The organism is Pseudoalteromonas sp. SWXJ133, from assembly GCF_015864365.1.
Classification (GTDB): domain Bacteria; phylum Pseudomonadota; class Gammaproteobacteria; order Enterobacterales; family Alteromonadaceae; genus Pseudoalteromonas; species Pseudoalteromonas arctica.
In genome coordinates this window covers 53,190-78,766 of sequence record NZ_JADYXJ010000002.1, presented here as the reverse complement: position 1 = coordinate 78,766, position 25,577 = coordinate 53,190, and the positions used below count along the sequence as shown (strand labels likewise).

Below are 25,577 nucleotides of genomic sequence, written 5' to 3'. Positions count from 1 at the left end.
AGAAGCGCTTATTTTTAATCAATCATAAAGCAAAACACCGAGTATATTTATACTCGGTGTTATTTGATTATAAAAACGAATACGTACTCTAAGACTTTATTTGCACTAAATCGTAATCGGCCATACCAGGGACTATTGCTTGTAAGCGAGACTCGGTTACATCGAGTGCATTTAAACATTCGCAATATTCAGAAGCTTTAAGCTCTAATTGATGCGCCTTTTTTTGTAGCGACTTATCAATTTCTCTTGAGATGATATCCATGCGTTGCCCCATGTCGTTAATACGATCTTCTATATTCCCTTCGCGCGATTTAAACGCATCTCCGAGTGACACCAAAATAGCACCTAACGATCCATGCACTGCAGAGTGAATTTGCTGGCTTATTTCTTTAGTAAAAAAATCATCTATTTGCGAAAGTGATTGAGGAGCTATAAAAAAGAAGTCATCGCCGCGCTTAAACTTATCCATTAGCGCGCGCTCTACATACTTTAGTTGTGTTTTAAGTACTTCAGGTTCTTTGTCTGACATACCCTCAACTACGTGCTCAATAGCGCTTAAACCTAAGTTAACGCCATCTGTAGCCAGGTTTACTAATTCGGGGACTGTGTGGCGAATACCATTACTAAACTGTTCGAGTACTTTGCTTTCGTCATCGCTTAAATCAACCCAATAACCGCGAATAAACAGTTGGTTATTGTTATTAATTTGTACACGAGTTTGGCCTTTATCTAATATGCGAATCACATCGTCAGTAATAATTAAACCATGACGTAATTCAACATCGCACTGGGCTTGAGCAAAGGCACTGCAGCTTGAGAGCGCTATGGACAACGCCAATATCGAACGAGATAGAAACGCCATAAACACCTCAAAAAGACTAAAATGGAAGGCGAGTAGGTTAACAAAAAAACAACTTTATGCAAGTTAAAATAAGCCTGTGGGTTATCTCAATGAATAAGTGTATAAAGTGCAGCTTGCGTTTTTAGATGCGGTTATGTTGAACAAAATCAGCAGTACAACAAAGGACTTGGTATAAAGCTAAATAGGTAGTGTTAGCTCACATCTAAATAAGAACACGTGGTTTTAAAAATAAAGTTTAAAAAGATGACTCCAAATTTACTCTGGAGTCAGCTTAAAAAGCTAGCGGTTAAAAGCCAAAATCTCTAGTGTGAAACCACTATTAATCGAATTGCATCAAGTTGTAGCTGCGTTTTTTCAATATATGTAGCTAGGTCGCTGCGTTGCTTATCGTAGAAGGTAATTTCTTCTTGGCGAATATTCGGGTTAATCTGCTTAAGGGCTACCAGTCGCTCTTGCTCTTCACTGAGTGACGTTTGCATTTTAACAAGCGACGCTGCACGAATAACTTCAAGTTTTTCTTGTGCCATATCTTTAGCGGTAGTAATCATTGGGTGAACAGCGCTTTGTAGTGCACCTGCAAGTTTACTTGCTGTTTGGCGGCCAACGGCTGATAACTGCTGATTGAAGCCTTCAAATGCCACATTCTCACCTAAGTTATTACCTGCTTTATCAAGCAATATACGAATTGGTGTAGGCGGTAAAAAGCGACCAACCTGTAATACTTTTGGTGCCATTGCTTCTGCAACAAAAATAAGCTCAACAAAAAAGGTACCAGGCGGTAACTTTTTGTTTTTAAGCAATGCAACCGATGCGCTACCAAAGTCGTCGTCACAAATCATATCCATGGTGCCTTGCACCATTGGATGATCCCAACTAACAAAGTGTACGTCTTCTTGCGAAAGTGCCGTATCGCGATCAAAGGTAACGGTCATGCCATCTTCTTTAAGCGATGGGAATGAAGGGTTTAACATATGCTCAGTTGGCTTTAAGATAATGGTATTTTCGCCTTTATCTTCTTGGCTTACGCCAAATGTGTCGAACACGTTGATCATGTAGCTTGGTAGTTCAAACTGATTGTCGAGTTTTTCGATTTCAGCTACAAGCGAATCTGCAGCACCTTGACCCGATGAATGTAGTTCTAGTAAACGATCTCGTCCGCTTTCCATTTTTTTACGCAGTACGGCATTTTGCTGTGCTACTTGCTCAAGTAATGGATCGAGTTCGTCTTCATCGCAGTTATGCGCAGAAATATATTCAAGTAGATCATCACGGAACTCTTTATAAAGCATTTGACCCGTTGACGAGGTAGATTCGAATGCATCTAGACCTTCGTTATACCAACGTAGTAATACTTCTTGAGCGGTGTTTTCAAAATATGGCACATGAATGTTCACATCTTGTGTTTGACCTATACGGTCTAATCGACCAATACGCTGCTCTAGTAAATCTGGGTTCAATGGTAAATCAAACAACACTAAGTGATGCGAGAACTGGAAGTTACGACCTTCTGAGCCAATTTCTGAACACAGTAATATTTGTGCATTATCGTACTCATCTGCAAAAAATGCAGCAGCCCGGTCACGCTCAATAATAGACATACCTTCGTGGAATACCGACGCTTTAATTGCTTCGCGCTCACGCAGTATTTGCTCAAGACTGATAGCTGTTTCAGCTTTAGCACATATAAGTAGTACTTTTTCACGCTTAAGCGTTTTAAGTGTTTCGATTAACCAATCTACACGTGGGTCAAATAAACCCCAGCTTGCGCTTTCGCCTTCAAACTCTTGAAATATTTTTTCAGGAAAAAGAGCACGGTGTGCACTTAGTTCAGGGTTTTGAATGCCGCCCATGTTACCAAGAACCGACATAGCCGTTTTATACTGCTTTGGCAATGCCATTGGGTAGGCGTGTAATTTACGACTTGGGTAGCCATCAATGCCGCTGCGGCTATTTCTGAATAATATACGACCTGTGCCGTGGCGATCGAGCAGCATGTTAAGTATTTCTTTACGTGCTGGTAAATCACCTTGCTGTGCTTTTTCAAGAATATCAGTAATATCGGTTTCTTTTAATAGCTCAATTAGCGTGGCTTTGGCTGTGTCGTCTAGCCCTTGCTCTTGCAGTAATTGATTTGCAGCTTCAGCAACGTCTTTATAATTTGCTTCTTCTTCTTTAAACACGTCGTAGTCGTAAAAACGGTCAGGATCGAGTAACTGTAAACGTGCAAAGTGGCTGCTGTGACCAAGTTGATCAGGCGTTGCGGTAAGTAAAATAAGGCCAGGAATATCTTGGCTAAGCTCTGCCATACGTTGGTACTCTGAGCTTGGCTTGCCGTTATTTATACTTAGGTGATGGGCTTCATCTATAACTAGTAAGTCCCAATCAGCAAGTGTTGCTTGTTCAAACCAGCGTTTTTTCTTGGTTAAAAACTCAAGGCTGGTAAGTACTAGTTGCTCTGTATCAAACACGTTTGGCGAATCTGCAAACGCTTCGTCGCAGCGTTCTTCATCAAAAATAGAAAAATGTAAGTTAAAGCGGCGTAGCATTTCTACTAACCATTGGTGCTGTAGATTTTCTGGTACAACAATAAGTACGCGGCTCGCACGACCACTAATAATTTGTTGGTGTAAAATCATGCCCGCTTCAATTGTTTTACCAAGGCCTACTTCATCTGATAAAAGTACGCGTGGTGCAAAACGTTTACCCACTTCTTGGGCAATATAAAGCTGGTGCGGAATAAGATTAGCACGTTGACCAATTAAGCCTTTAATAGGCGATTGTTCACGTTCAAATTTATGTAACCACGTTTGGTAGCGAAGTGTATAGCGATCAAAACGATCGACTTGGCCCGCAAATAAACGATCTTGTGGTTTATTAAACTTAATAAAATGATCTAAAAAGGTTTCTTTAAGTTTGGCAGTTTCGCCGTTATCAACACGGGTGCCGTGATAACACAGTAACTCACCTTGTACTTCAATAGACTCTACTTCTAATTCCCATTCTTCAACGCTTTTGATCACATCGCCAGGATTAAATGCCACACGGGTAACAGGTGCTTCTGCCGAAGAATAAACACGGCTCTCACCACTGGCAGGAAATAATATGCTGACCTGACGGCCTTCAATGGCAACAACGGTGCCTAATCCTAAATCTGACTCTGTATCACTGATCCAACGCTGACCTAAGGAAAAATTCATGTATGTCTCGTCTATGATGAAAAAGGCGGCTATGTTACCTGTAAGCTAACACCACTGCAAGGCGCTATTTGGCTCACTTTTAATTAATTTTGTAAGTGTTAATTATTACTATTAAAACAACTTGTTTATGACTCTTTTTTAGGTAAATCAAAACTAATTACAGTTTGTAATAAAACGGACTTTTATGACAAATAGACTAAACTTACATTATGCCTTGGCAATTAAGTATTGCAGGTTTAAGTTTTGCCCGTTTTACTTAGTTATTTTGGTATAGCATAAAAATCATAAAACGTAAGGAAAGTGCTATGGAAAAAGCTTCGAACCTTGAAAGTAAAATGTATGTGCTAGATACCAACGTACTACTTCACGAACCCCTCGCTTATTTGTCTTTTCAAGAACATGACGTTGTAATTCCGATGACGGTGCTTGAAGAACTCGACCACATAAAAAACAGAAAACACGACGTAAGCCGCGATGCGCGCGTTGCTATTCGTGGATTAGATGAGGTACTTAAAAATGCAACGCCTGAGCAAATGCTACAAGGCGTGGCGCTGCCGAGTAACAAAAAGGCAAAAGCGAGCTCTGCAGGTACCCTCATTATTGTAAACGACCATTTATTTGCCGACTCGATTTCTGGTTTGCCGGGTAACGAAAACGACCATCGTATTATTAATTGCGCCGTGTATTTACAAAAGCAGCACAGTGATTCAAAAGTTATATTAGTAACAAAAGACATAAACATGCGTTTAAAGGCCAAAGGCGCAGGGCTTAAATATGTTGAGGATTACCGTACCGATCAACTTATTGACGATATCAGCTTACTCACTAGTGGTTATAAAAAAATTGAAGGTGATTTTTGGGACCATGTAGGGGAATGTAATACGCAGCAACACGGACGAGATACGCTTCATCATGTGCCTAAAAACTTAATACCTGATGTATTTTGTAATGAATATTTACTTGATGGAGGGGATCAGTTTGCGGCGCGTGTTAAATCGTACGATGACGAGCACATAACGCTCAAAGATATTGGTATTGAGCGTTTAATGCATCAACAAGCATGGGGCGTTAAGCCCAAAAATATTTATCAGGGAATGGCGCTTGATGCGCTGCTAGATACAAGTATTGAACTTGTTATTTTAACAGGACCAGCAGGGTGCGGTAAAACCTTGTTAGCACTTGCCAGCGCTCTTGAAATGGTCATCGAAAAAGGTATTTACGATAAAGTAATAGTCACTCGTAATACGCCAGAAATAGCAGAGTCCATTGGCTTTTTACCAGGCACCGAAGAGGAAAAAATGGCGCCATGGCTTGCAGCCATTACCGATACGCTGGAGGTATTGCACAAAGGCGACGAAAATCCGATATCAAGCCGAAACTACATTATGGAGAAGGCTAATGTTCAGTTTAAATCGGTTAACTTTATGCGCGGCCGTAGTATTCAAAATGCGGTGGTCATTTTAGATGAGAGCCAAAATTTAACGGCATCTCAACTTAAAACGATTATTACCCGCTGCGGCGAAGGTACTAAATTAATTTGTACGGGTAACTTGGCGCAAATTGATAGTAACTATTTAACGCCAGTAACATCGGGCTTAACGTACATAGTAGAGCGCTTTAAAAACTTTGAAGGCAGCGCAACTATAAACCTCAACGGTGTTGTACGTAGTCGCTTAGCGTCATTTGCAGAAGAAAATTTATAACTTGCGCTTAACAAATTGGCTCGATAGTCTATCGATTGATTTTCGAGCCAAATGGCAGGCAGTACATTGAATTTTTTACCTCTGAAGCATTATTATCGTTCATTATTTATTGCGCTTTTAGTGCCATTGATTGTCGCTTTTTTACTGTGCTTGCACTTATATAATATAAAGCTTGAGCGGGCGGTTGAAAAACGCGAAGCCGATTTTACGAATGTTTCAGCACAGGTTACTCATGGGATGGAGTCGGTGAGCAATCTACTTACCACCATGTTTAGCTTATACGAACAAACGACCTATCCAAAAATAAACCAAAGCTTACTCGAGGGCATAAATCAATATGATGGTTACTATTACCGTCACTTTAGTGAGCAAGGCACTGAAATTGTAGGTAAGGGGGAGTTTGCGTTATCTGCTAAGGCATTAATGCAGTGGCAGCAGGCTATTACATTAGGGCCTTCGTTTAATACAACGCTTGCATTAATGCAGTCGTTGTCTGCTGTAGCGTATGTTGATAATAATGGTTTTGCTTATGTAAGCAGGCGCAACAAAAGCCAAAGTTTAATGCTTACTGAAATTCTAAATGGAAAATTCAAGCCAAAATTTTCACCAAACAAACTTACTTCAAGTCCCATTGTTAAAGTGAATGATAAATCGTATTTTGCTATTGGCCGACAGCGAAGCACTGGCTCAGCCGATTACATTATTTTGATTTATGATGTTCAGGCAATTTCTGGGTGGTTAAAAAAGGTTTCACCGAACAGTGGTGAATACGTTTTTATGAACCAATCACATCAAGTTATCGCCAGCTCTAAACAGTTAATAGAGCAAGCAACAGCATTAAAAAATTATTGGCCTGATTTGGCCCAGCACCATAGTAAAAAAACAGTATTAACTAGTGATAGTAATTACTTTATGCAGCCTATGGATGAGTTACCTATTCACGCAGCATTTTACGAGCACAAACCCCAATTAATAAGCCCAATTAAGTATGAAATACTATTAGAGTTCGCATTTTTAACGCTATTTTTAAGTATTATGTTTGGCGTGTTTTTTTGGTTAAGTCAGCGCATTTTTATTAAGCCAATGACTCACTTAATGTCGTACCTAGAGAGTAACGGTACACAGCAAGAAGTGCAGCTCGATTATAAAGTACCGCTGAGCTGGCAGCCTTGGTTTTCTAAAGTGAAGCGTGTATTTACTAAAAACAAACAGTTAGTTGATTCATTACAAAGTACAAATAAAGCTCTGGACGACCAGGTTCAGTTGCAATCAGAAAAACTAAGCCGCAGTTACGAAGCAAAAGAGCGCCACTTGGCTTTGCTCAACACTATGCTAAACAGTGTGCCAGATCTTATTTATTTTAAAAATATTGATGGATCATTCTTAGGATGCAATAAAGCATTTGAGGCGTACATCGGTAAAGATCAAACTGCATTAGTCGGTAAATATGTAGATGATTTAGGTGATAACGATCAACAAATAAATGCGCTTGAAAAACAAGTATTACAAAATAGAAACAGTGTTGAACAGCGAATAGAAACCGATAAAAAAACGTATCAACTTACTATTGCACCTTTTTATAACGAGCACCAACATCTGTTGGGGACTATGGGTATTGGTCGCGATATTACCGAACAGCAACAAGCATTATTGGCCTTAAAAGCATCAGAATCTAAATTTAGAAGTGCGATTGAATTTGCGGCTAACTGCGTGGTTTTACTCTCGCTTGAGCACACAATATTACAAGTAAATAAAGCGGCAAGAAAGCAGTTTTCTGAACAGCCAGTACTGGTTGGTGAGCAGTTAAAAGCATTGTTTGACGATACTCAATGGCAGCAAATAAAAAGCACTTTAGCGCAATTGCTAGATGACAAAAAACGCGTATACCACTTAACGCTTGCTCAAGGGCGCTTAACAAGTTGGTTGCAACTGAGTGTATCGCTTGTATGGGATGAAAACCGCGACCCAGCTTATTACGTTATTCACATTCAGGATGTGAGCGCATTAACTAAATCGAAACTAGATGCCGAACGAGCAACCCTTGCTAAAAGTCGCTTTATAGCCAATTTAAGTCATGAAATACGCACTCCTCTTAATGCTGTTTTAGGGCTGCTTGATATGCTTATTGAGCAAGGATTAACGCAAAAGCAATTACAACAAACGGATCAAGCTAAGCATGCAGCACAAAGCTTGTTGCTAATGCTCAATAGAATGCTTGATTTTGCACGCATAGAAAGTTCGCAAACCGATTTAAAACAAGCATCTTTTAGTATGGTTGAGCTGGTGGATATTTGTGAAAGTTTAACGGCTCCATTGTGCGAAGGAAAAGGTATTGAATTTGTTATTGATATTGACCCGTTAATAGCGCCTGATTTGATATGCGACAGCATTCGCTTACAGCAAATATTAGGTAATTTATTAACAAATGCTGTTAAGTTTACAAAAACAGGTTCTATCACTTTAAAAATGGAACTTATTGAAAGCGATAGCCTAGAGCAACAGCATATTTGCTTTAAAGTAATTGATACCGGTATGGGCATAGATGAAGCCGATCAAAGGCGTTTATTTGACGCCTTTACGCAAGGTGATGAATCTTCAACACGCATACATCAAGGTGTTGGACTCGGTTTAGCGATTGTTAAACATGCCGTGTCGTTAATGGGGGGTGAAATTGCTTTAAAGAGTAAAAAAGGCCAAGGTTGTGAGTTTTATTTCAGCATTAGCTTTTTAGTTGATACCACTAAAAACACGATGTTACCGACTAACACTTTGGCTATTTTATCTGAGCAAAGTAAAGAGCTTAAAGAAGTAACAAATGCGTATAAAGAATTTGCTAATATTAATTTAGATGAAGTACTAAAATACCCAATTAAACTCTCCAATGTTCAGCAGATAATAATAGATGCTGCAGACCTACCAGCACTGTTAAATATTGAAGCGATTAATGATTCGTTGTCAGCTAAAGAAACATCGGTGATTATTATTAATCATCAGCACACGCTTAATTTACCAACGAGTGAGCATCTAGCAGCGCATCACGTTAAAGCATCGGCGTTAGGGCAAAGGTTATTTAGTTTGAACACGGTGCAAAAGCCAAAAGTCGATACCTATACTCCAATACATAATATAACTGAAATTAAAGCTGATATATCGGGTCTACTTGTATTAGCAATTGATGATAATCAGCTTAATTTAGAAATAATTAGTAGTGTATTACGCCAAGCAAATGTAAGTGTTGTTACGGCTTTAAGCGCATCGATTGGCATGGAATTACTACATGTTTTAAAGCCAGATTTAATATTGATGGATGTGCAAATGCCTCAAATAGATGGCTGCCAAGCAACGGCTTTAATTCGTCAACAGTTTGACGCAAAACAACTGCCTATTTTTGCATTAACGGCCCATTGTGAACCTGCGGATATTGAGCGTTCTTTAAAGTGCGGTATGAATAAGCATTTAACTAAACCGGTTGTTGCTAAGGTACTTATTGATGCAATTGCCGATTTAAACTTAGTTAAACCAAGCTTTTTTGAAAAATCATTCGCATTAACGCAGTTTAGTATGGATGAAAAGCTCCTCAATACAATGATTGATAAGTTTGCTAGCTTGTGTGAAACACAATTATCTCAAATTGAAGAAACAACCAATAAAGATGATTTGGTACGCTTAGTGCATAGTATAAAAGGTGTTGCAGGTAATTTAGGTTTTAGACGACTATCACACTGTGCTTTATTATGTGAAAGAGAGATTAAAACAACTAACAAGCCTATTGAAATAACACTCAAAGAGCTTATTATGCAGTTAGAACAGGTAATTGTTTTTATTAAAGGGTTAGGGGTTAGGGATGTCGAAAAGAGCTAAAGTACTTATTGTAGATGATGATCCAATCAACAGATTAGTACTTGAAAAAACACTTAAAGGAGAACACGACGTGTTCTTGGTTGAAAGTGGTGAAAAAGCACTTACCTTTGTAAAAACAGCGCAAGTTGATTTAATAATCCTTGATGTGATTATGCCCGGAATTGACGGCTATCAAGTACTCGTAGAGCTTAAAGAAAGCCCGATAACTCAGTCTATTCCTATCATATTTATATCAGCCAATCGCAGCCATGATGATGAAGCAAAGGGTCTAGAGCTCGGTGCAATGGACTATATAACTAAGCCATTTAGTCCTTCTATCGTTCGCGTTAGGGTACGTAACCAATTACTTATAAAACAAAAAAATGATTTGCTAGAAATGCTAGCTTCAATAGATGGCTTAACCGAAATTCCAAATAGACGCTATCTCGATGAGAATTTATCACGAGAATGGCGCCGCAGTAAACGCAATGGAACGCCGCTGTCGGTTTTACTTATGGATATAGACCATTTTAAGCGTTATAACGATTGTTACGGACACCGTGCAGGTGACGAATGTTTAAAGAATGTTGCGCAAGCACTCGCAGCACAATGTGAACGCGGTAGTGACTTTATTGCTCGTTATGGCGGCGAAGAATTTGCAGCTGTGCTACCTGGAATGGATAAGCATGAAGCTATGGAGTTTGCTAACAAATTACGCAATGCGGTAAACGCTTTGAATATAGAACATAAAGCCTCATTAAATGCAGACCACATCACTATAAGTATAGGTATTGCTACAACTCAAACAGGTAGAGTGTATGCTGAACAAGCATTACTCGAAGAGGCCGATTTAGGCTTATATGCTGCCAAAGATGCAGGGCGGGATAGAATAGTCGCACGGTAAAAATTTAATATACAAAAAACGCCAATATTTATATTGGCGTTTTTGTATCAACTACTTTTTGTCGGTTATTGCGTGATCATACCTAAAGCGGTGTCACCAATGCCCACTAACTTATCATTTTTAAATACAAGTGGCGTACATTCATCTTTTGTTGTTTTCGAATCAGAGTGCTTACTGTGAGTTACATAAAAAAGTACTTGGTATACATCGTCATCTTTTTTTAATAGCTCTGTGAAATTAGGCGTTTTTAATTGCGTTAAAACAGATTGATAGCTGCTATCCATTTTTAGCTCTGATATAACTTCACGATTATTTTTATGTTGTGCTTGCCAGCTAGATGAATTCTTACCAGCCCAATGAGTCTCAGCTTCACCATCTGATACGGCAATAACACAGCCTGTTAAAAATGGAGCGATTAAAGCGGCTGCTAAAAGTGATTTTTTCATTTTTATTTACCTTAATAAGATTTTTAATTGGTTATTAGCTGTATTAAAGCAAAGAGTAGACCATATTTATAAGTTGTTATTAATCAGTTTGTTAAATTGGTTAAGCTGTTTTTATCTAATAAAATATTAAATGTATTAGTAAAAACAGCCATTTTTTAGCTTATTTGATTACTACAATAAAATCACTACACCAAGCGGTTGCGTGATTCGCCTTTATTAAATGCAGCAATATTTAAACTTACTTCATTAATTAAACGCACAATAGATTCGGTGCTTGCCCATGCTATATGTGGAGTAAGTAAAAGGTTATTACCTTTGTAATTAGCAAGTGGGTTTGAAAGCTCAGCAGGTTCTTTAGTTAGTACATCAACACCGGCTCCAGCAATTAGATTTTGCTCAAGCGCTGTTGCTAAGTCGGATTCGTTAATAATTCCACCACGTGCTGTATTAATAATTATAGCGCTTGGCTTCATCATTTTAAGCTCATTAAGTGCAATTAAATCACGTGTTTCATCTGTTAGCGGGCAGTGTACGCTGATTATATCGGCTGTTTTAATGACGTCTTCAAAAGGCGTACGACCGTCGCGACATTTAACACCTTTGCGCTCTGCAACAATAACATTTGCGCCAAATGCCTCAGCCACTTTAGCAACGCCTTTACCTAGCGTACCACCGCCTATAATGGCAAATGTTTTACCTTGTAAGTCGTTAAAGCTGTAATCGAGTATGCAAAACATTTCACTTTTTTGCCACGCGCCTTGCTGGCAATCCGCCTGATAGCGGTGTGTGTTACCCAGTAAGTTAGTAATTAAAGAAAACGTATGTTGAACAACAGAAGGTGTTGAATAGCCAGCTACATTAGTTACGGCAATATCAAATTCTTTAGCGGCTTCTAGATCAACATTATTAGTACCAGTTGCACTTACACAAATTAATTTAAGCTGTGTAAGTTTGCTAATAGTGTCGCGATTTAAAACGGCTTTATTAGTGATTAATACATCAGCGCCTTGGCAATGTTCAATAACTTGCTCTGGGCTAGTAAGTTCATAAGTCGTTAATTTACCAAGTTGTTCAATACAAGTAAGAGACGTTTTAGCTAACGTTGCGTTATCAAGAATAGTAATGTTCATTATGAGCCCTAAAATAAGTGGATCTGAAAGAGTTAAAATCGTAAAAAGATGCCTACGATCCATCAAAAATCTAAAATACGAGCTTAAGGTACTACGAAAGAAAGGCTTTGTTAATGGTATTACTACCAAATGATTAGAGGGCTTTGTATTAGTGGTCTGCCCACTAGCAGATTGAGAACATGGTATTTTGCTAGACTGATCAGATTTTTGCACTTTTGAGCAAGCTCATGGTCATAGAAGGTAATTAAACTCGGCTTTAAAGCAAGTTGCTAAAAATAAAATCGCTTTTTTGGTTATTTCGCATTTTAGATTGGCTGAGTTATAATCGGATATAGACATAAACGGTGCGCTTTGGCGTACCGTTTTTTAACATTGTAGATGTAGTAATGAGTGAATTAGAAGATAAATACGCAGATATACGCCCATACAACGACGACGAAGTTGCGGCGTCGCTTACACGTTTAATTAACGATGATGCGTTTATTGATGTAATAGCAAAGTATAATTTACCGCGCTTTTTATCGGCAGTGCCTTTTATTGCGCGTCCAATGGTAAGAAGTCAGTTACGCAAAAAATGGGGCAAAGTAAGCACCGTTGAAGATGTGCAAAATGAAGTGGCACAATACTTAGATAAACTAGTGAAACGCACCACATCAAAGGTTACCTTTTCTGGGTTAGAACAGTTAGATGCTAACCAGGCCTATTTATTTATTTCAAACCACAGAGACATAGTGCTTGATCCTGCATTAGTTAACTGGGGTTTATACCAACATAAAATGAAAACAGTGCGTATTGCTATTGGCGATAATTTATTGCAAATACCTTACATTACTGAGCTTATGCGTCTAAATAAAAGCTTTATAGTTAAGCGCTCTGCTAAAGCACCAAAAGAGATGTTAAAAGCACTGACTCAATTATCGTCATACATTTACGATTCTGTGGTCGGTGGAAATTCTATTTGGATTGCGCAAAAAGAAGGGCGTGCAAAAGACGGTTTTGATCAAACTGATCCTGCGCTTTTAAAGATGCTGCAATTAAATGGGCGTAAACAAAAGAAAGAGTTTGGCGATTATATTAAAGAGTTAAAAATAGTGCCTGTTTCTATTTCTTATCAATATGAGCCGTGTGCAATTGCTAAAGCCAAAGAGCTTTACCACAAGCAACATCATGGTGAGTACGTTAAATCGGCTGGTGAAGATATTGCGAGCATTGTTGAAGGCTTTAGTACTGCTAAAGGGCACGTGCATTTAGCATTTGGGCAACCAATTGAATCTAAATGTGATAGTGCTGAAGAGCTTGCTAAAACAATTGATAGGCAAATTGTTGATTCGTTTTATTTACACCCAGGCAATTACATCGCTGGTGGTTGTAAAGATGCGGTAATAGACTCTCCTGATACAGCGACATTTGAACAACGTTTAGCTTGTGTACCTGAAGAGTTAAAACCATTAGTGCTAGCTATGTACGCTAAGCCATTTCACCGTAAAACAGAGATAAATACTAATAGCTGTGAACATTAATACTCACAGCTCAATGAAATTAAGCAGCAATTAAATTGCTGCTTTTTTTTTGCTCAAAAATAACGCTATACTAATACCTCCTCTTCAACTGGGCGGTACTTATGCATGCAACAAATTGAAATATTTGATATTCCAAGTCCTTGCAAGAGTATTTGCTTAGTTAATAACAGAGGGTATTGCAAAGGGTGTTATCGTAGTCGGGATGAACGCTTTTCGTGGAATACCTTAACGAACGACCAAAAAAAGAAGGTGCTTAGTTTGTGCCAGCAGCGCTACAAACGTTATCTTCAAAAAAAGCAGCAAAATGCAGTGCTAAGCACACAGGCGCAGCAGCAAGGGTTCGACTTTTAAAAGCTTAATCCATACTTGGCTCTTAGTGCGTACACAGTGCCATTGTTAGTTAAGTTAATTAATGACATTTTAAGCTTTTCTACCAAGTTTTCATTACGCTTATTTAAATAATGATAAAGCGGATAAGTATTCAGCACTTCTTTTACAAAGCAACCTTGAGGTGAAGGTAGCTCATTGTTTTGCATTATAAAATTAATCATTAAAGCTCCCTGTACTTTTTTCTGAGCAAGCAAATTAAGTTGGGTATTCATGCTTTTAACTTTAATAATATTCCCTGCAAACTGTGTGCTTGCTAAATAATGTTCTTGGACAGGGTAGCCATCAACAATTGCGACGCTATCGAGCTGTTCTAAACTGCTAGGTAAACAGTTTTTATATAATACTAAGTCAAACTTAAAGAGCTCATAATCGACCCTAATCAAGTTTTCGTAATTTTCTTCAACGCTTGCATCTCTTCCTAACTGCCCATCAAGTACGCCATTATTTGCAGCTAGCAAAGCATTTTGGTGACTAAAATCGATTATATGTATTTTAAAACCGATATCTGCGTATGCTAACTTTAATAACTCTAAGGCATAATCAGCTTGTGGTGTACTTTGCGGACGATTAAAAGTGAGGTTGTATTGATGACTAAAACAAGAGGCACTAAAAAATAAATTTACCAATAATAACAAGATACTAAAATGTCTATTCATTATCAGTTCCAATTACTACAGAAATAAATAAAATAAGACGCGTATAATAACAAGGAGATTACCTCTTGCCCAGTTTCGGGGTTAATCAAATAATTTTAAAAGCGAATGAGGAAGTATTGTGAGTTTTAATTTATGCCTATTGCCACGTGAAGAAAAATACCAAATTCAGTTAGATTATGAAGCGTCTTTTTGGGCGTATCAAATTAAGCGAAATAAAAAAACGAGAGAGCAAGTTTATAATACAATCCATAGCCGTCCAATGGCTGAACAAATGGTTTTGAAGCAAAAATTTGAGCAATATTTAGCGCTAATGCTTAGCTAAGTGTTGATATAAAAATGTATATAGTTGAATTGCTGGATGGGCTAAAAGTTCCACTCGTTAATAAATTTTATAAAAAACATAATGTAAGAGGACGGGCTAATAAACAAGATAAGGTATGGGTTACTTACTATAATAATGAAATAGTTGCAGCATGTAGGCTGCAAGATAAAACAGAGTTTTTATTTTTATCTACCGTGTTTGTTGCGCTGGAACATCGCGGTAAAGGTGTTGCTAAACAGCTATTATCAACACTCTTAAAGTCGCAAGATAAGATGATTAATACCTTCGCATATAAAAACGTAGTTGATTTATATTGTGCTATTGGTTTTAACCAGGTGTTAACATATACTCTTGCTTTACAAGTACTTTTTGATACTTACAAACATCGAAATATAGTCGCTCTAGAGTACCCATAATAATAAATAATAATATGGAATAAGCATGAGTAAATGCGTTAATGGGATCATTAGTTGCTTTGTAGTTTTAATAACTATCCTAAGTTGCCAAGTAGGCGCACAAGTAAAACGTTTATCTCCAAGCGAAGGCTTATCGCAAAGCTACGTTAATACAATGCTTATCGACACTAATGGTTACCTTTGGCTTTCTACTGAGGCTGGGCTTAATCGTTATGATGGCTATCAAGTTATTCCAATAAACGGCCCTAATGGTGAATTAGAAGAAGCGATCATTGATCGTATTTACCAAGACCCTCAAGGGCACATTTGGATAGCCTCTTTACTTGCAGGCCTATTTAGATACGACCCCGTAACAGATTCATATCAGCAATTTCTAGAAAAACCTACCAGTGAAGAAGAAATTATCAATCAGTCTGTTTTTAGTATGGTGGCAGTTGATAAAAAAACACTTTGGATTGGGCGAGGCCGCGATTTTGCAAAGCTTGATATCGCAACCGGAAAAATCACAACTATTTTTGAGCTGCCTGCTAAATATAAAAATACCCTTGTGAGAAAGCTGTTTGCTTACAATGGTTATATATTTATAGGTACAAGCCATGGCGCATACGTATTTGATATTGCCACAGAGCAAGTTAGACCCCTGCAGCATTTAAAAGGTGAAGCTGAACATATTTACCAAAATAATGTTAAGTCTTTCGCATTAGGTGAAAATAAACAGTTGTTAGTAGGGGCGGTACAAGGCTTATACGAAGTTGATATTAGTAACTTATCAAAAATGTTTGAACGCCCAGATTTACCTTTTAAAAGTAAAGTATTACTAAGCGATTTAAATGTTTGGAGCATAGTAAACGAACACGGAACAATAGATTTAGCTACCGACAAAGGCTTGTTTAAATTTGATTTAAACACCGGGGAGATGATTAAAAACACTCGAATAGCCCAAAGTAAGTACACACTTGCCGATACCAGTATTATTGATATGGCAAAAGATAAATCGGGTGGTACGTGGGTTGCGACTAAAACCGACGGTGCGTTTTACTTATCTCATGACAGCTACCATTTTAATAATGTCGATGGCACTTTGCTCGGGGGGGATGGTTTATCGCATCACTCTATCTGGGGGATTACCGAATATAAAGACAAACTTTGGCTTGCAACGCATAACGGTATTACCGAGGTTGATTTAAAAACAAATATTGGTAAAGCTTATTTAAAAGATTACAAAGTCGACTTACTCACCACTGAGTTTACCGTATATGAAATAACGCCTTATAAAAATAATTTATGGCTTTATACAAATCGTGGTTTGTTTATTTTTGACCCTGTAACGCATCAAGTTAGCGAACCTAAAGTACATAACCCTGCTAATCAGGAGTTAATTACCGGTAGGGTACATGGCGTTACATTAATGCCAAATGGCGATCTATACTTTGTGCACTCAGATCATGGGGTATTTATATACAATATAGATTCTCAAGTAATAACGCGTTTGGGTGGCCAGTTTGATCAATTTGAACCCTTTTTAGCCCATGGTTTTTTACCTGCGCTGAGCAATAAACCAGATTCACCATTATTTTTTAATGCCGGTATTTTATACCAAGTGAACCCAAGTGATTTAGCACTTAAAATGATTTATAAAGTGCCAAAACAGCATGAAAACGTAGCCATTAGTGTGCTTTCTTACTTAATTGATAACAACAATATATTGTGGATATCACTTTCTAATTTCGGCTTAATAGGCCTTGACGCATCTACCTATCAATTAGTCCATACAATCGATTTAGAGAGGAATAAATTAGGCACTCTGCTATACGATATGGTGCTAGATGATGATGGCATGATCTGGATGAGTAGCCATAAAGGCATTTGGCGATTAAACCCAGAAACACTTCATTTTCAGCAATTTTCTACATCAGAAGGGCTACTCTCTGCTGAGTTTAATAGCAACGCCATGGCACAGCTTAAAGATGGCCATATTGCGTATGGTAGCTTAAAAGGTTTTACTTATTTTCATCCAATGGAAAACCAAAACTATCAGTCGCTTATTGATCACGTAAATATTACGCGAGTTGATTTAATGTCACGAGATTTATCGCTTGATCTAAAACAACCGCTCAACGAGGTTGTTTTAAACCATGATGATATAGGGCTTGAAGTTGCATTTTCGGCCATGGCATTTAGTAATCAAGAACGCATCATTTATGAGTATCAACTTGATAACGGACAAAAAAGTTATACCCGAAATAACAACCGTGTATTGTTTCCAAAATTGAATCCAGGTAATTATCAATTAAAAGTTTGGGCTAAAGACCCCCTGACTGGCGAATATACCTCGCCTGCTATTTTAAAAATAAAAGTAAAGTATCCGCTTTGGCGTGCACCTTATTTTATGGTGCTTTACGGCATGCTGTTTATTGGCTTTGTTGCCATGTGGGTTATGCGCCGTAATAAAATTCAGCGTATTTTATTGGCAGCAAATAAAGAAAGTAAAGAAAGCGAAGCGCGTTTAAAGCTAGCGCTTGAAGGCAGCGAATCGGGTGTTTGGGATTGGGAATCAAGTAATCCAAGTATTTACCAACCTCGCTTAGCGAGTGAGTTAGGCTACGAAAATGAAACCGTGAGCCTTGATGAATATTTATCTAAAATTCATCCGCAAGACAAACAGCTATTTCGCTTAGAGTGGCTTGAGTTTTTATCTACCGATAAAGGTTACTTTAATTGCACCTACCGCCTGCGCCATGCAAAAGGCTATTGGCGCTGGTATAAAGATTTTGGAAAAGTAGTTGAGTGGGATGATAAAACGCCACAAAAAGTAGCGGGTACCTACACAAATATGACCCGTGAGATGGTGTTTGAAGAACACGCTTTATTATTTACGGCAGCATTTGAGCAAACACGTGATTGGGTGTTTATCCTCGATAAAAATTTAAATATTCGGGCTTCTAATAAATCACTGCAAACCGCCTTTAACTTCTCTGCTGAGTCGTTATCTAGTCGAGCATTAAATTTAGGTATATCGCGCAGCAATCGTTTTGATTATTTACGCATAATGCAAAAGCTATCTATTGGAGAACACTTTTCGTGTGAAGACAGTGTAGTTTTAGCAAGTGGTGAGTCGCGTCATGTACTTGTGAAAATAAGTGCAGTGGCCGATAACGAACAGCGCCTTAATAGTTATGTCATTATTTTAACCGATATAAACGCACAAAAATCAGCCGAAAACGAGCTGCACTTATTGGCCAACTACGATGCATTAACAGGGTTGCCAAATCGTACGTTATTTAATGACCGCGTTGAACACGCCCTTGAGCAAGCAAAATTGCACGAATGTAAAGTTGCTTTATTACATATAAATATTAAGCGTTTTAAATACTTTAATGACTCTTTGGGGCATGCAGTTGCTGATGAGCTAATTAAAGAAGTCGCTGAGCGTTTAAAATGCTCCTTGCGTCCATCTGATAGTGTTGCTCGATTTGGTGGCGATGAATTTGTAGTGCTGGTGGAAGATATTCAGCAAATCGAACAAGTACTCATTATATGCACTAAGTTGATGGATTGTGTGAATCAAAATATTACGATTAATGGCCAAGTTGTAAACGTTAATTTAAGTATTGGTGTGTCTATATCACCAGATGATGCTCAGCAAGGCTCTGCGCTTTTAAAAGCTGCGAGCATAGCGTTATATCATGCAAAAGACTCTTTAGAGGGGCGTTATCAGTTTTATAAGCAAGAGATGAATCAGCATGTTCAAAGAGCGCTGCATCTTGAGTCTCAGCTAACTAAAGCGTATCAAGAAGAAGAATTTTGTAATTACTACCAGCCTATCATTAACGCTGAAAGTCAAAAAACAGAAGGCTTTGAAGTACTGCTGCGTTGGCCTGAAAATAAGCTTGTGCAAACTCAAGAATTTTCGGTGGCAGCAGAAGGTATAGGCCTAATTACAAAAATTATGCTGCAGACTTTTGCGCGCGCTTTATTAGAGCTAAAAGAGTGGCGAAAAGCCTCACCTAGCCTGTATTTATCTATTAATTTATCGGCTCTTGATTTTGAGTTTAAAGACCTTGTTCCTGAAATTAAAAAAGCGTTAAGTAATTCAGGAGTGTCGTCTGAGGCAATTGTTTTTGAAATAACCGAATCAATATTAATGCGTGATTCAAAAGAAGCGCTACACAGCATGGAACAACTTAAAAAGTTGGGCTGTAGATTGTATATGGATGATTTTGGTACGGGTTACGCATCGCTTACTTATTTAAAGCGTTTTCCTATTGATGTATTAAAAATAGATAGAAGCTTTGTACAAGACATAGGCATAGATTCTGACGATGAAGCTATTATTCAATCAATACTCGCGCTTGCAGATAGTTTAGGTAAAGAATGTGTAGCTGAAGGCGTAGAAAGCTCGCACCAACTCGCCTTTTTAAAGGCGCGAGGATGCATGCATTTTCAAGGGTACTTATTTAGTAAACCGGTACCTAATACCGAAGTACTACCGCTTATTAATCGCAATTGGAGTGATATATTTAATTAATAATAGCAGTACTTATTTAAGGCCTTTTACCGCAGTGCCTGCAAAACAAATGGCTATTATGCTCATTCAACTGCGTTTTAATGGCCTTATTAGCTTCTAGTTTACTCAAGCCTAATTTATAGCGTAGTTCTTCTAGGTGTTCTTGTTGAGTATTATTAAGGGTGCCATCTTGAATTTGTTCATGTACGGCATCTTCAAAAAATTGGCGGCGTTTACGTATTTGTTCTGAAAAACTAGACGCCAGTAAACCGGTAGGTATCGCAACCATTCCCATGCTCAGTAGTGTAATAACCCCGCCGAAAAACTTACCCAATGGTGTTATAGGTACTACATCGCCATAACCAACGGTTGTTAATGTTGCCATTGCCCACCACATAGCTGCGGGAATCGAGCCAAATTTATCGGGTTGTATGTCGTGCTCAATTAAGTAAATTCCGCATGAAGCTAAAATAAGCACGACGGCCATAATAAAAAAAGCTGCCATTAATGAACTACCTTCATCGTTAAAGGCTTTTAAAAGTAGCTGCATGGCGCGTGAGTAGCGAGTGAGTTTAAATACCCTTAATAGTCGGAGCACGCGTAAAAAACGTAAATCGAGAGGAAATAAAAACATCATTAAGCTTGGTAAAATCGCAATTAAATCAACAATTGCCAAAGGGGAGAAAAAATAGCGAAGCCGACGTTTGGTATGAGACCCTTCCATTGCTGCATATCGTGTTTTATCTACGCAAGCCCAAAGCCTGGCTAAGTACTCAATAGCAAAAATAGCGACCGAGACAATTTCTAAAACTAAGAATTCGTTGTAATACTGCTCTGCCACACTTGGGATTGATTCAATAACAATGGCTACAACGTTGATCATTATTAAGCTAATGAGTGCAATATCAAGAATATGTCCTGCTCGATGGTACTGGCCTGTGCCTTCAAACAGGCAAGCCATTTTTTGTCTTAAAGTGTGTGGTTCATTCATTATTTAAGTTTAAGTACCATATTAATACTGCCTTCTTCAAAGTCGCGACTAATTTTAAAACCTAACTTACGGGCAAGCTCAATCATCCCAGTGTTCTCTGGTAAGGTTATGCCTTCAATCGATTCCACACCTTGGCGTTTACAGTGGTTAATTGCTGCACTCATTAGTATGCGACCAAGCCCTAAACCTTGGCAATCTGAGCGTACTACAATGGCAAACTCAGCATGCAGGTTATCGGGGTCCATAATGACGCGAGACACACCTAATGTGCGAGTTTTACCTTCAAAGCGTTGGCAAACAATAAACGCCATTTCACGGTCGTAATCAATTTGCGTCATTTTAGCGAGTTGATCGTGGTTAAATTGTGGTAGTTCGCCAAAAAAGCGTTTATATCTGTCTTCTTTATTAAGTGACTCGTCAAATGCTTTATGAGCTTGTTCATCTTCTGGCTTTATTGGTCTGAGCGTAGCTTGGGTGTTGTTTTTAAGTGTTACCACTTCAACAAGTTCAATAGGGTAGGGACGAATAGATAAGCGCTTACGATTGCTCTGAGCTTGATAACGGCTAAGTGTCATAGTGGCATCGAGCACTAAAAACTGTCCATTACTGGCAAGTATAGGATTAAGTTCCATTGAGCTTATGTCAGGTTGATCAATAACTAACTGAGAAATACGCGTTAGCAGTGCACACAAACGATACTTATCAACTTTTTCGGGTAATATGCGCTCCTTTAATACGCCTTTATCGTGCGCTGCGGCAATTAAATACTTTGCTAAGTTCATATTTAGTGGAGGCAGAGCAACGGCGGCTTGCGCATATTCAAGGCCGGTGCCTGCTTCACCTAATAATATAACAGGACCAAAATTAGGCTCGGTTTTAATCGCAATTCGCAGCTCATTTGCGCCTGCTCGCGGCGCCATTTTTTGTAATGAAAACCCTTCAATAACAGCATCCGGATAAGTGTTTTTAATACGGATAAGCATTGCAAAAGCAGTTTGTTCAACCTCGTTCGCGTCGTTTAAGTTAAGCACCACACCACCTACTTCAGACTTTGAAGCAATACTTGGGCTAATAAGTTTTAACGCGACCGGAAAACCAAGTTCTATGGCTTGCTCTCTGGCTTCTGTTGGGGTGTAAGCCACCTCAGTTTGAATGCATGTAATACCATAGTGATTTAATACTTGGCTTGCCTGATGGGTAGGTAAGTAGCTTTGTCCGTCATCTAAAAACTCATTAATAAGCGCTTTAGCTGCTACTTTATTTATTTTTGCGTCATCTGTATTCGACTCAGGTGTTTGCGTTAAATGCTTTTGGTTACGGCGATACGTTACCAAGTGCATAAACGCGCCAACAGCACCCTCTGGTGTTCTATAAGTTGGTATTGCGTTGTTTGAGCACACTTTTCTGGCGGCGTAAGATGCGTCTTCACCCATAAAATTAGTTATAACGTAAGGGCGTGCCATTTTGGGTAATGTTTGTAAGGTTTCTACAATAATGTTGGCGTAGTCTTCGCTGGGCGCAAGCGCTGAGGGAGTATGGATAATCAGTAAGTTTTTAACTTCTTTTGCGTGCAGTAAAATTTCTAATGCTTGCTTATAACGCGCAGGTGCTGAGTCGCCAAAAATATCCACAGGGTTTGAGGTGGTTTCTGATTGCGGAATTACTTTATTTAGCGCATTTCGGGTTTCAGCGCTCAACTCGGCTAATTTACCGGAGCTTTGAATTAGCTCATCAACGGCCATAACACCTGGGCCGCCACCATTAGTTAAAATTGTCAGTTGCTCTACTTTTAATAATTTTGGATGCATGGCGAGTGTTTGTGTTGCTGCAAATAGCTCTCGTAAATCATTTACGCGCAGCATACCCGCTCGTTGAAATAACGCATCGTAAACAGCATCAGAGCTTTGCTTTCCGCCGGTGTGAATTTCGGCTGCAAGTGCGCCTGCACTTGTTTTACCTGTTTTAATTGCAATTACAGGTTTACTAAAGGCCGCAGCTCTTGCTGCTGATATAAAGCCACGAATATCTTCAATGTTATCAATGTAGAGTAAAATAGCTTTGGTTTTAGCATCACGACCTAAAAAGTCGAGTAGTTCATTAAAGTTTATATCAAGGCAATCACCTACCGATACAAAATATGAAAATCCAATTTCTTTGTTTTTAGCCCAATCTAAAATGGTTGAGCATACTGCTGCTGATTGCGATACAAATGCAATTTTACCTGGGCTTGCTACTGTATGTGAAAAGCTCGCATTTAAACCAATATGAGGGATCAGCAAGCCCAAACAATTGGGTCCAAGCAAAGTAACCTGTTTGGCTTGAGCGCATGCTTTAAGCGCGCTTTTTTGCTCTCCAGAAAGCCCATCTGCAATAACAATCGCCGTTTTACAGCCAAGCTCTCCAAGCTGCTCAATAATATCAATTAAGGTATTTTTGTTAGTACAAATAACAGCAAGGTCGGGTACTTTTGGTAAGTCAGCAATAGAGGGGTAAGCAAGTACGCCATGTACTGCGCTATGGCTCGGAGTAACGGGCATTATCGGCCCTTTAAAACCGCCTTGAAGTAAGTTGCGCATAACCACAAAACCAGCACGAGTTGATATATTAGAGGCACCAATAACGGCCACTGAGCTTGGGTTAAAAAACTGGGTAATGCGCTTAAGGCTCATGGTTTTTCCTAGGCTGATTAAATTTTGCGTTATTTATAGTCTCAATGTACCCTGTTTACTGTGTTATTTCGAGCGTCTAGATGCTTATTATTGATATCAATCAAGGAGATTATTGTGAATAAAACCCCCGGTTTTTACATTGTTATAGCGGCTATTTGTTTAAGTATAGGCTTAATTAGCTTAGGGTTTATTTTAAAGAGCACAGCTCTCAGTGTAAAAGAGATGGAACGTACTGTGCAGGTTAAGGGATTGGCCGAGCGAGAAGTTATAGCCGATACGGTAATTTGGCCTCTGCAATTTAGTGATGCCGACAATAATCTTGAAAAATTAGTCAGCCGAGTTGAGAAAAAAAATGATGCTGTAACTGCTTTTTTAAAACTGCATGGTTTTGACGACGATGAAATAACAATAGGCAGCCAGTCAGTTATTGATAAGCAAGCACGTGAATACAGTAATGAAAATCAGCAATTTAGATACATAGTGCGTTCAAATATTATTGTTTATTCTGATGCGCCAGATAAAGTGCAAAACGCGCTGAGTAAAGTAAGCCAGCTTGCTAAACAAGATATCGCGATAGTGCAGGACAGCTACGAAACAAAAGTTGAATACATTTTTACAGGCCTCAATGATGTAAAACCTGCGATGGTGCAAGAAGCAACTGAAAAAGCGCGTGAAGTCGCTAATAAATTTGCTAAAGACTCTAATTCAAAATTAGGCAAAATAAAAACAGCTCGCCAAGGGCAATTTAGTATCAGTAATCGAGATTCAAACACACCGCAAATAAAAAACATAAGAGTGGTAACCAGTGTTGAATATTATTTAAATGACTAGGAAATAATATGTCAGAGTCTAAATATGGTCAGTTTGTACTGGCGCCCCGTTCGTATTTTTTTACTGCTATAGCGAGCGTAGTGTTTGCATTTATAGGCTTTAGTTATAATGCATGGCGAATGGAGGCAAGTGAAGAGAACAACAATACACGCATTGCTAGCTTTCAAATATTACAAGAACTAGCCGAGCTTGAGCTTATTGTATTTGCCGCACATTACGATAATAACAAAATAGATGGCAGCCCTAGAAAAGGCTGGGTTAAAGTTAACTTAATTCATGACTTAAGCTACTTAGCCGTTGATAAAGTACATTTAAAAACAAAAGACTTACAAAAGGTCTGGCAAACAAATTGGCCAAATATGGTTGATCACGAAAGTGCTGCGCAATCTATTACACATGCCATAGACAGTGTGCGTACAGAAGTTGTGAGTGAATTAAAGCGCCTTGATTAAGTGAGCAACTTGCGCCGTTGAGCGTTGCAAGTAAGCGGCGCTCAGTAAAATTGTGGTCTCGTTAACTTTTTGCCCTTTTAGTACGTTGGCAAGCTGCTGTTTTGCATTAGGGTTTTGTTTTTGCTCTATTTCCATTAATGCTAACAAAGCTGAAAATTCATGCTTTACCGGTGTGCTCGGTTTATTTGCATAGGCAATGTAGCAGGCAACTGGTGTTAATCCGTGAGAGTTGGGCTGCGCGACTGCTTTAACTAAGTCATCATTTGATTCAAACAACATTAAAGAGCGTACATAGTTAAATGGCAGCTTTGTAGTATCGGCATGTTTAAACACATTATGCAGTACGTTATTTCCTTGAGTATCTTGTACTAAAAAGCCTTTATTTACTCTCAGCGCTGGGGTGAAAAAGCTCAATGCGTCAATATTAGTGAGTTGGTTAATAAATAGAGAAGGTGCTGTATTAGTACTTAATATACGGATTGCTATGTTTTGCATAAAGTCATACTTAACACTCAACCGTTGGGCGCTGTCATATAAATGGTTAAGCTGCAAAGTTTGCTGAGCAGGGCTTAACTGCCTAAAGTCGTTATCGAGCTCATTTAACTGCTGCTTTGAAATACGCGCATTAAGTAGTTGTATGCTTAAATCCATTATTATTTCCAAAATCTTTTTTACTACTATAAAACAAAAAAGGTCGCAAATGCGACCTTTTCATATTTAAAGCAATTGTTTAAATTGGTT

General features: G+C 38.6%; 18 protein-coding genes. 10 read left to right on the top strand and 8 right to left on the bottom strand.

Features of this window, described 5'->3' with window-relative positions; genetic code table 11:
* Positions 1-88 precede the first annotated feature (88 nt).
* Both I6F40_RS01865 and rapA read right to left on the bottom strand, forming a co-directional pair.
* Positions 89-862, bottom strand: coding sequence for a YggN family protein (locus tag I6F40_RS01865; protein ID WP_166376456.1), 774 nt, complete (start codon positions 860-862; stop codon positions 89-91).
* A 302-nt stretch (positions 863-1,164) separates the two neighbouring features.
* Positions 1,165-4,059: an RNA polymerase-associated protein RapA gene (gene rapA, locus I6F40_RS01860; protein ID WP_166376457.1), complete on the bottom strand. Its 2,895-nt coding sequence runs from the start codon at positions 4,057-4,059 to the stop codon at positions 1,165-1,167.
* 305 nt (positions 4,060-4,364) lie between these two features.
* On the opposite strand from rapA, the gene I6F40_RS01855 reads away from it, so the two are divergent.
* Genes I6F40_RS01855 through I6F40_RS01845 form a run of 3 tightly spaced genes read left to right on the top strand, consistent with a single transcriptional unit; the run spans position 4,365 to position 10,506 of the window.
* Positions 4,365-5,762 (top strand): PhoH family protein, encoded by a 1,398-nt coding sequence (locus tag I6F40_RS01855; protein WP_166376458.1) that lies wholly within the window; start codon positions 4,365-4,367, stop codon positions 5,760-5,762.
* 51 nt (positions 5,763-5,813) lie between these two features.
* The gene (locus I6F40_RS01850) at positions 5,814-9,623 is read left to right on the top strand and encodes a PAS domain-containing hybrid sensor histidine kinase/response regulator (protein ID WP_197192421.1); all 3,810 of its coding nucleotides are present in this window, start codon (positions 5,814-5,816) and stop codon (positions 9,621-9,623) included.
* Positions 9,607-10,506 carry a GGDEF domain-containing response regulator gene (locus I6F40_RS01845; protein ID WP_166376460.1) on the top strand — a complete coding sequence of 300 codons (900 nt, stop codon included), beginning with the start codon at positions 9,607-9,609 and terminating at the stop codon, positions 10,504-10,506. Before I6F40_RS01850 ends, I6F40_RS01845 begins: the two co-directional genes overlap by 17 nt.
* 65 nt (positions 10,507-10,571) lie before the next feature.
* Here I6F40_RS01845 and I6F40_RS01840 read toward each other — a convergent pair whose 3' ends face one another.
* Positions 10,572-10,952 carry a DUF3192 domain-containing protein gene (locus I6F40_RS01840; protein ID WP_024596200.1) on the bottom strand — a complete coding sequence of 127 codons (381 nt, stop codon included), beginning with the start codon at positions 10,950-10,952 and terminating at the stop codon, positions 10,572-10,574.
* 185 nt (positions 10,953-11,137) lie between these two features.
* Positions 11,138-12,082 (bottom strand): D-2-hydroxyacid dehydrogenase, encoded by a 945-nt coding sequence (locus I6F40_RS01835; RefSeq protein ID WP_166376461.1) that lies wholly within the window; start codon positions 12,080-12,082, stop codon positions 11,138-11,140.
* A gap of 386 nt (positions 12,083-12,468) precedes the next feature.
* On the opposite strand from I6F40_RS01835, the gene I6F40_RS01830 reads away from it, so the two are divergent.
* Both I6F40_RS01830 and I6F40_RS01825 read left to right on the top strand, forming a co-directional pair.
* Positions 12,469-13,602, top strand: coding sequence for a 1-acyl-sn-glycerol-3-phosphate acyltransferase (locus I6F40_RS01830; protein WP_024590668.1), 1,134 nt, complete (start codon positions 12,469-12,471; stop codon positions 13,600-13,602).
* Between the two features lie 105 nt (positions 13,603-13,707).
* Positions 13,708-13,953 carry a DUF1289 domain-containing protein gene (locus tag I6F40_RS01825; RefSeq protein WP_166376462.1) on the top strand — a complete coding sequence of 82 codons (246 nt, stop codon included), beginning with the start codon at positions 13,708-13,710 and terminating at the stop codon, positions 13,951-13,953.
* Here I6F40_RS01825 and I6F40_RS01820 read toward each other — a convergent pair.
* Positions 13,950-14,648, bottom strand: coding sequence for a substrate-binding periplasmic protein (locus tag I6F40_RS01820; RefSeq protein WP_007586939.1), 699 nt, complete (start codon positions 14,646-14,648; stop codon positions 13,950-13,952). The genes I6F40_RS01825 and I6F40_RS01820 overlap by 4 nt on opposite strands.
* A gap of 118 nt (positions 14,649-14,766) precedes the next feature.
* Between I6F40_RS01820 and I6F40_RS01815 the strand changes: the two genes are divergently transcribed.
* From I6F40_RS01815 to I6F40_RS01805, 3 genes are read left to right on the top strand one after another with little or no spacing between them, the layout of a single operon-like run.
* Positions 14,767-14,970: a DUF3283 family protein gene (locus I6F40_RS01815; RefSeq protein ID WP_002962585.1), complete on the top strand. Its 204-nt coding sequence runs from the start codon at positions 14,767-14,769 to the stop codon at positions 14,968-14,970.
* Positions 14,971-14,984: 14 nt separating this feature from the next.
* Entirely contained in the window at positions 14,985-15,386 is a 402-nt protein-coding gene (locus tag I6F40_RS01810; protein ID WP_010553303.1) for a GNAT family N-acetyltransferase, read from the top strand.
* A gap of 25 nt (positions 15,387-15,411) precedes the next feature.
* A complete protein-coding gene (locus tag I6F40_RS01805; RefSeq protein ID WP_166376463.1) occupies positions 15,412-19,914 on the top strand; it encodes an EAL domain-containing protein in 4,503 nt (1,500 codons plus the stop codon).
* A gap of 16 nt (positions 19,915-19,930) precedes the next feature.
* Here the strand turns inward: I6F40_RS01805 and I6F40_RS01800 are convergent, their stop codons facing one another.
* Positions 19,931-20,884 (bottom strand): ion transporter, encoded by a 954-nt coding sequence (locus I6F40_RS01800; RefSeq protein WP_166376464.1) that lies wholly within the window; start codon positions 20,882-20,884, stop codon positions 19,931-19,933.
* Positions 20,884-23,553, bottom strand: coding sequence for a bifunctional acetate--CoA ligase family protein/GNAT family N-acetyltransferase (locus I6F40_RS01795; RefSeq protein WP_165725176.1), 2,670 nt, complete (start codon positions 23,551-23,553; stop codon positions 20,884-20,886). Before I6F40_RS01795 ends, I6F40_RS01800 begins: the two co-directional genes overlap by 1 nt.
* A gap of 114 nt (positions 23,554-23,667) precedes the next feature.
* On the opposite strand from I6F40_RS01795, the gene I6F40_RS01790 reads away from it, so the two are divergent.
* Positions 23,668-24,384, top strand: coding sequence for an SIMPL domain-containing protein (locus tag I6F40_RS01790; protein ID WP_024590673.1), 717 nt, complete (start codon positions 23,668-23,670; stop codon positions 24,382-24,384).
* Between the two features lie 8 nt (positions 24,385-24,392).
* Positions 24,393-24,836, top strand: a complete 444-nt coding sequence (locus I6F40_RS01785; RefSeq protein WP_024598899.1) for a hypothetical protein — start codon at positions 24,393-24,395, stop codon at positions 24,834-24,836.
* Here the strand turns inward: I6F40_RS01785 and I6F40_RS01780 are convergent.
* Positions 24,819-25,487: a hypothetical protein gene (locus I6F40_RS01780; RefSeq protein ID WP_166376465.1), complete on the bottom strand. Its 669-nt coding sequence runs from the start codon at positions 25,485-25,487 to the stop codon at positions 24,819-24,821. The two genes, I6F40_RS01785 and I6F40_RS01780, sit on opposite strands and share 18 nt — an antisense overlap.
* Positions 25,488-25,577 lie beyond the last annotated feature (90 nt).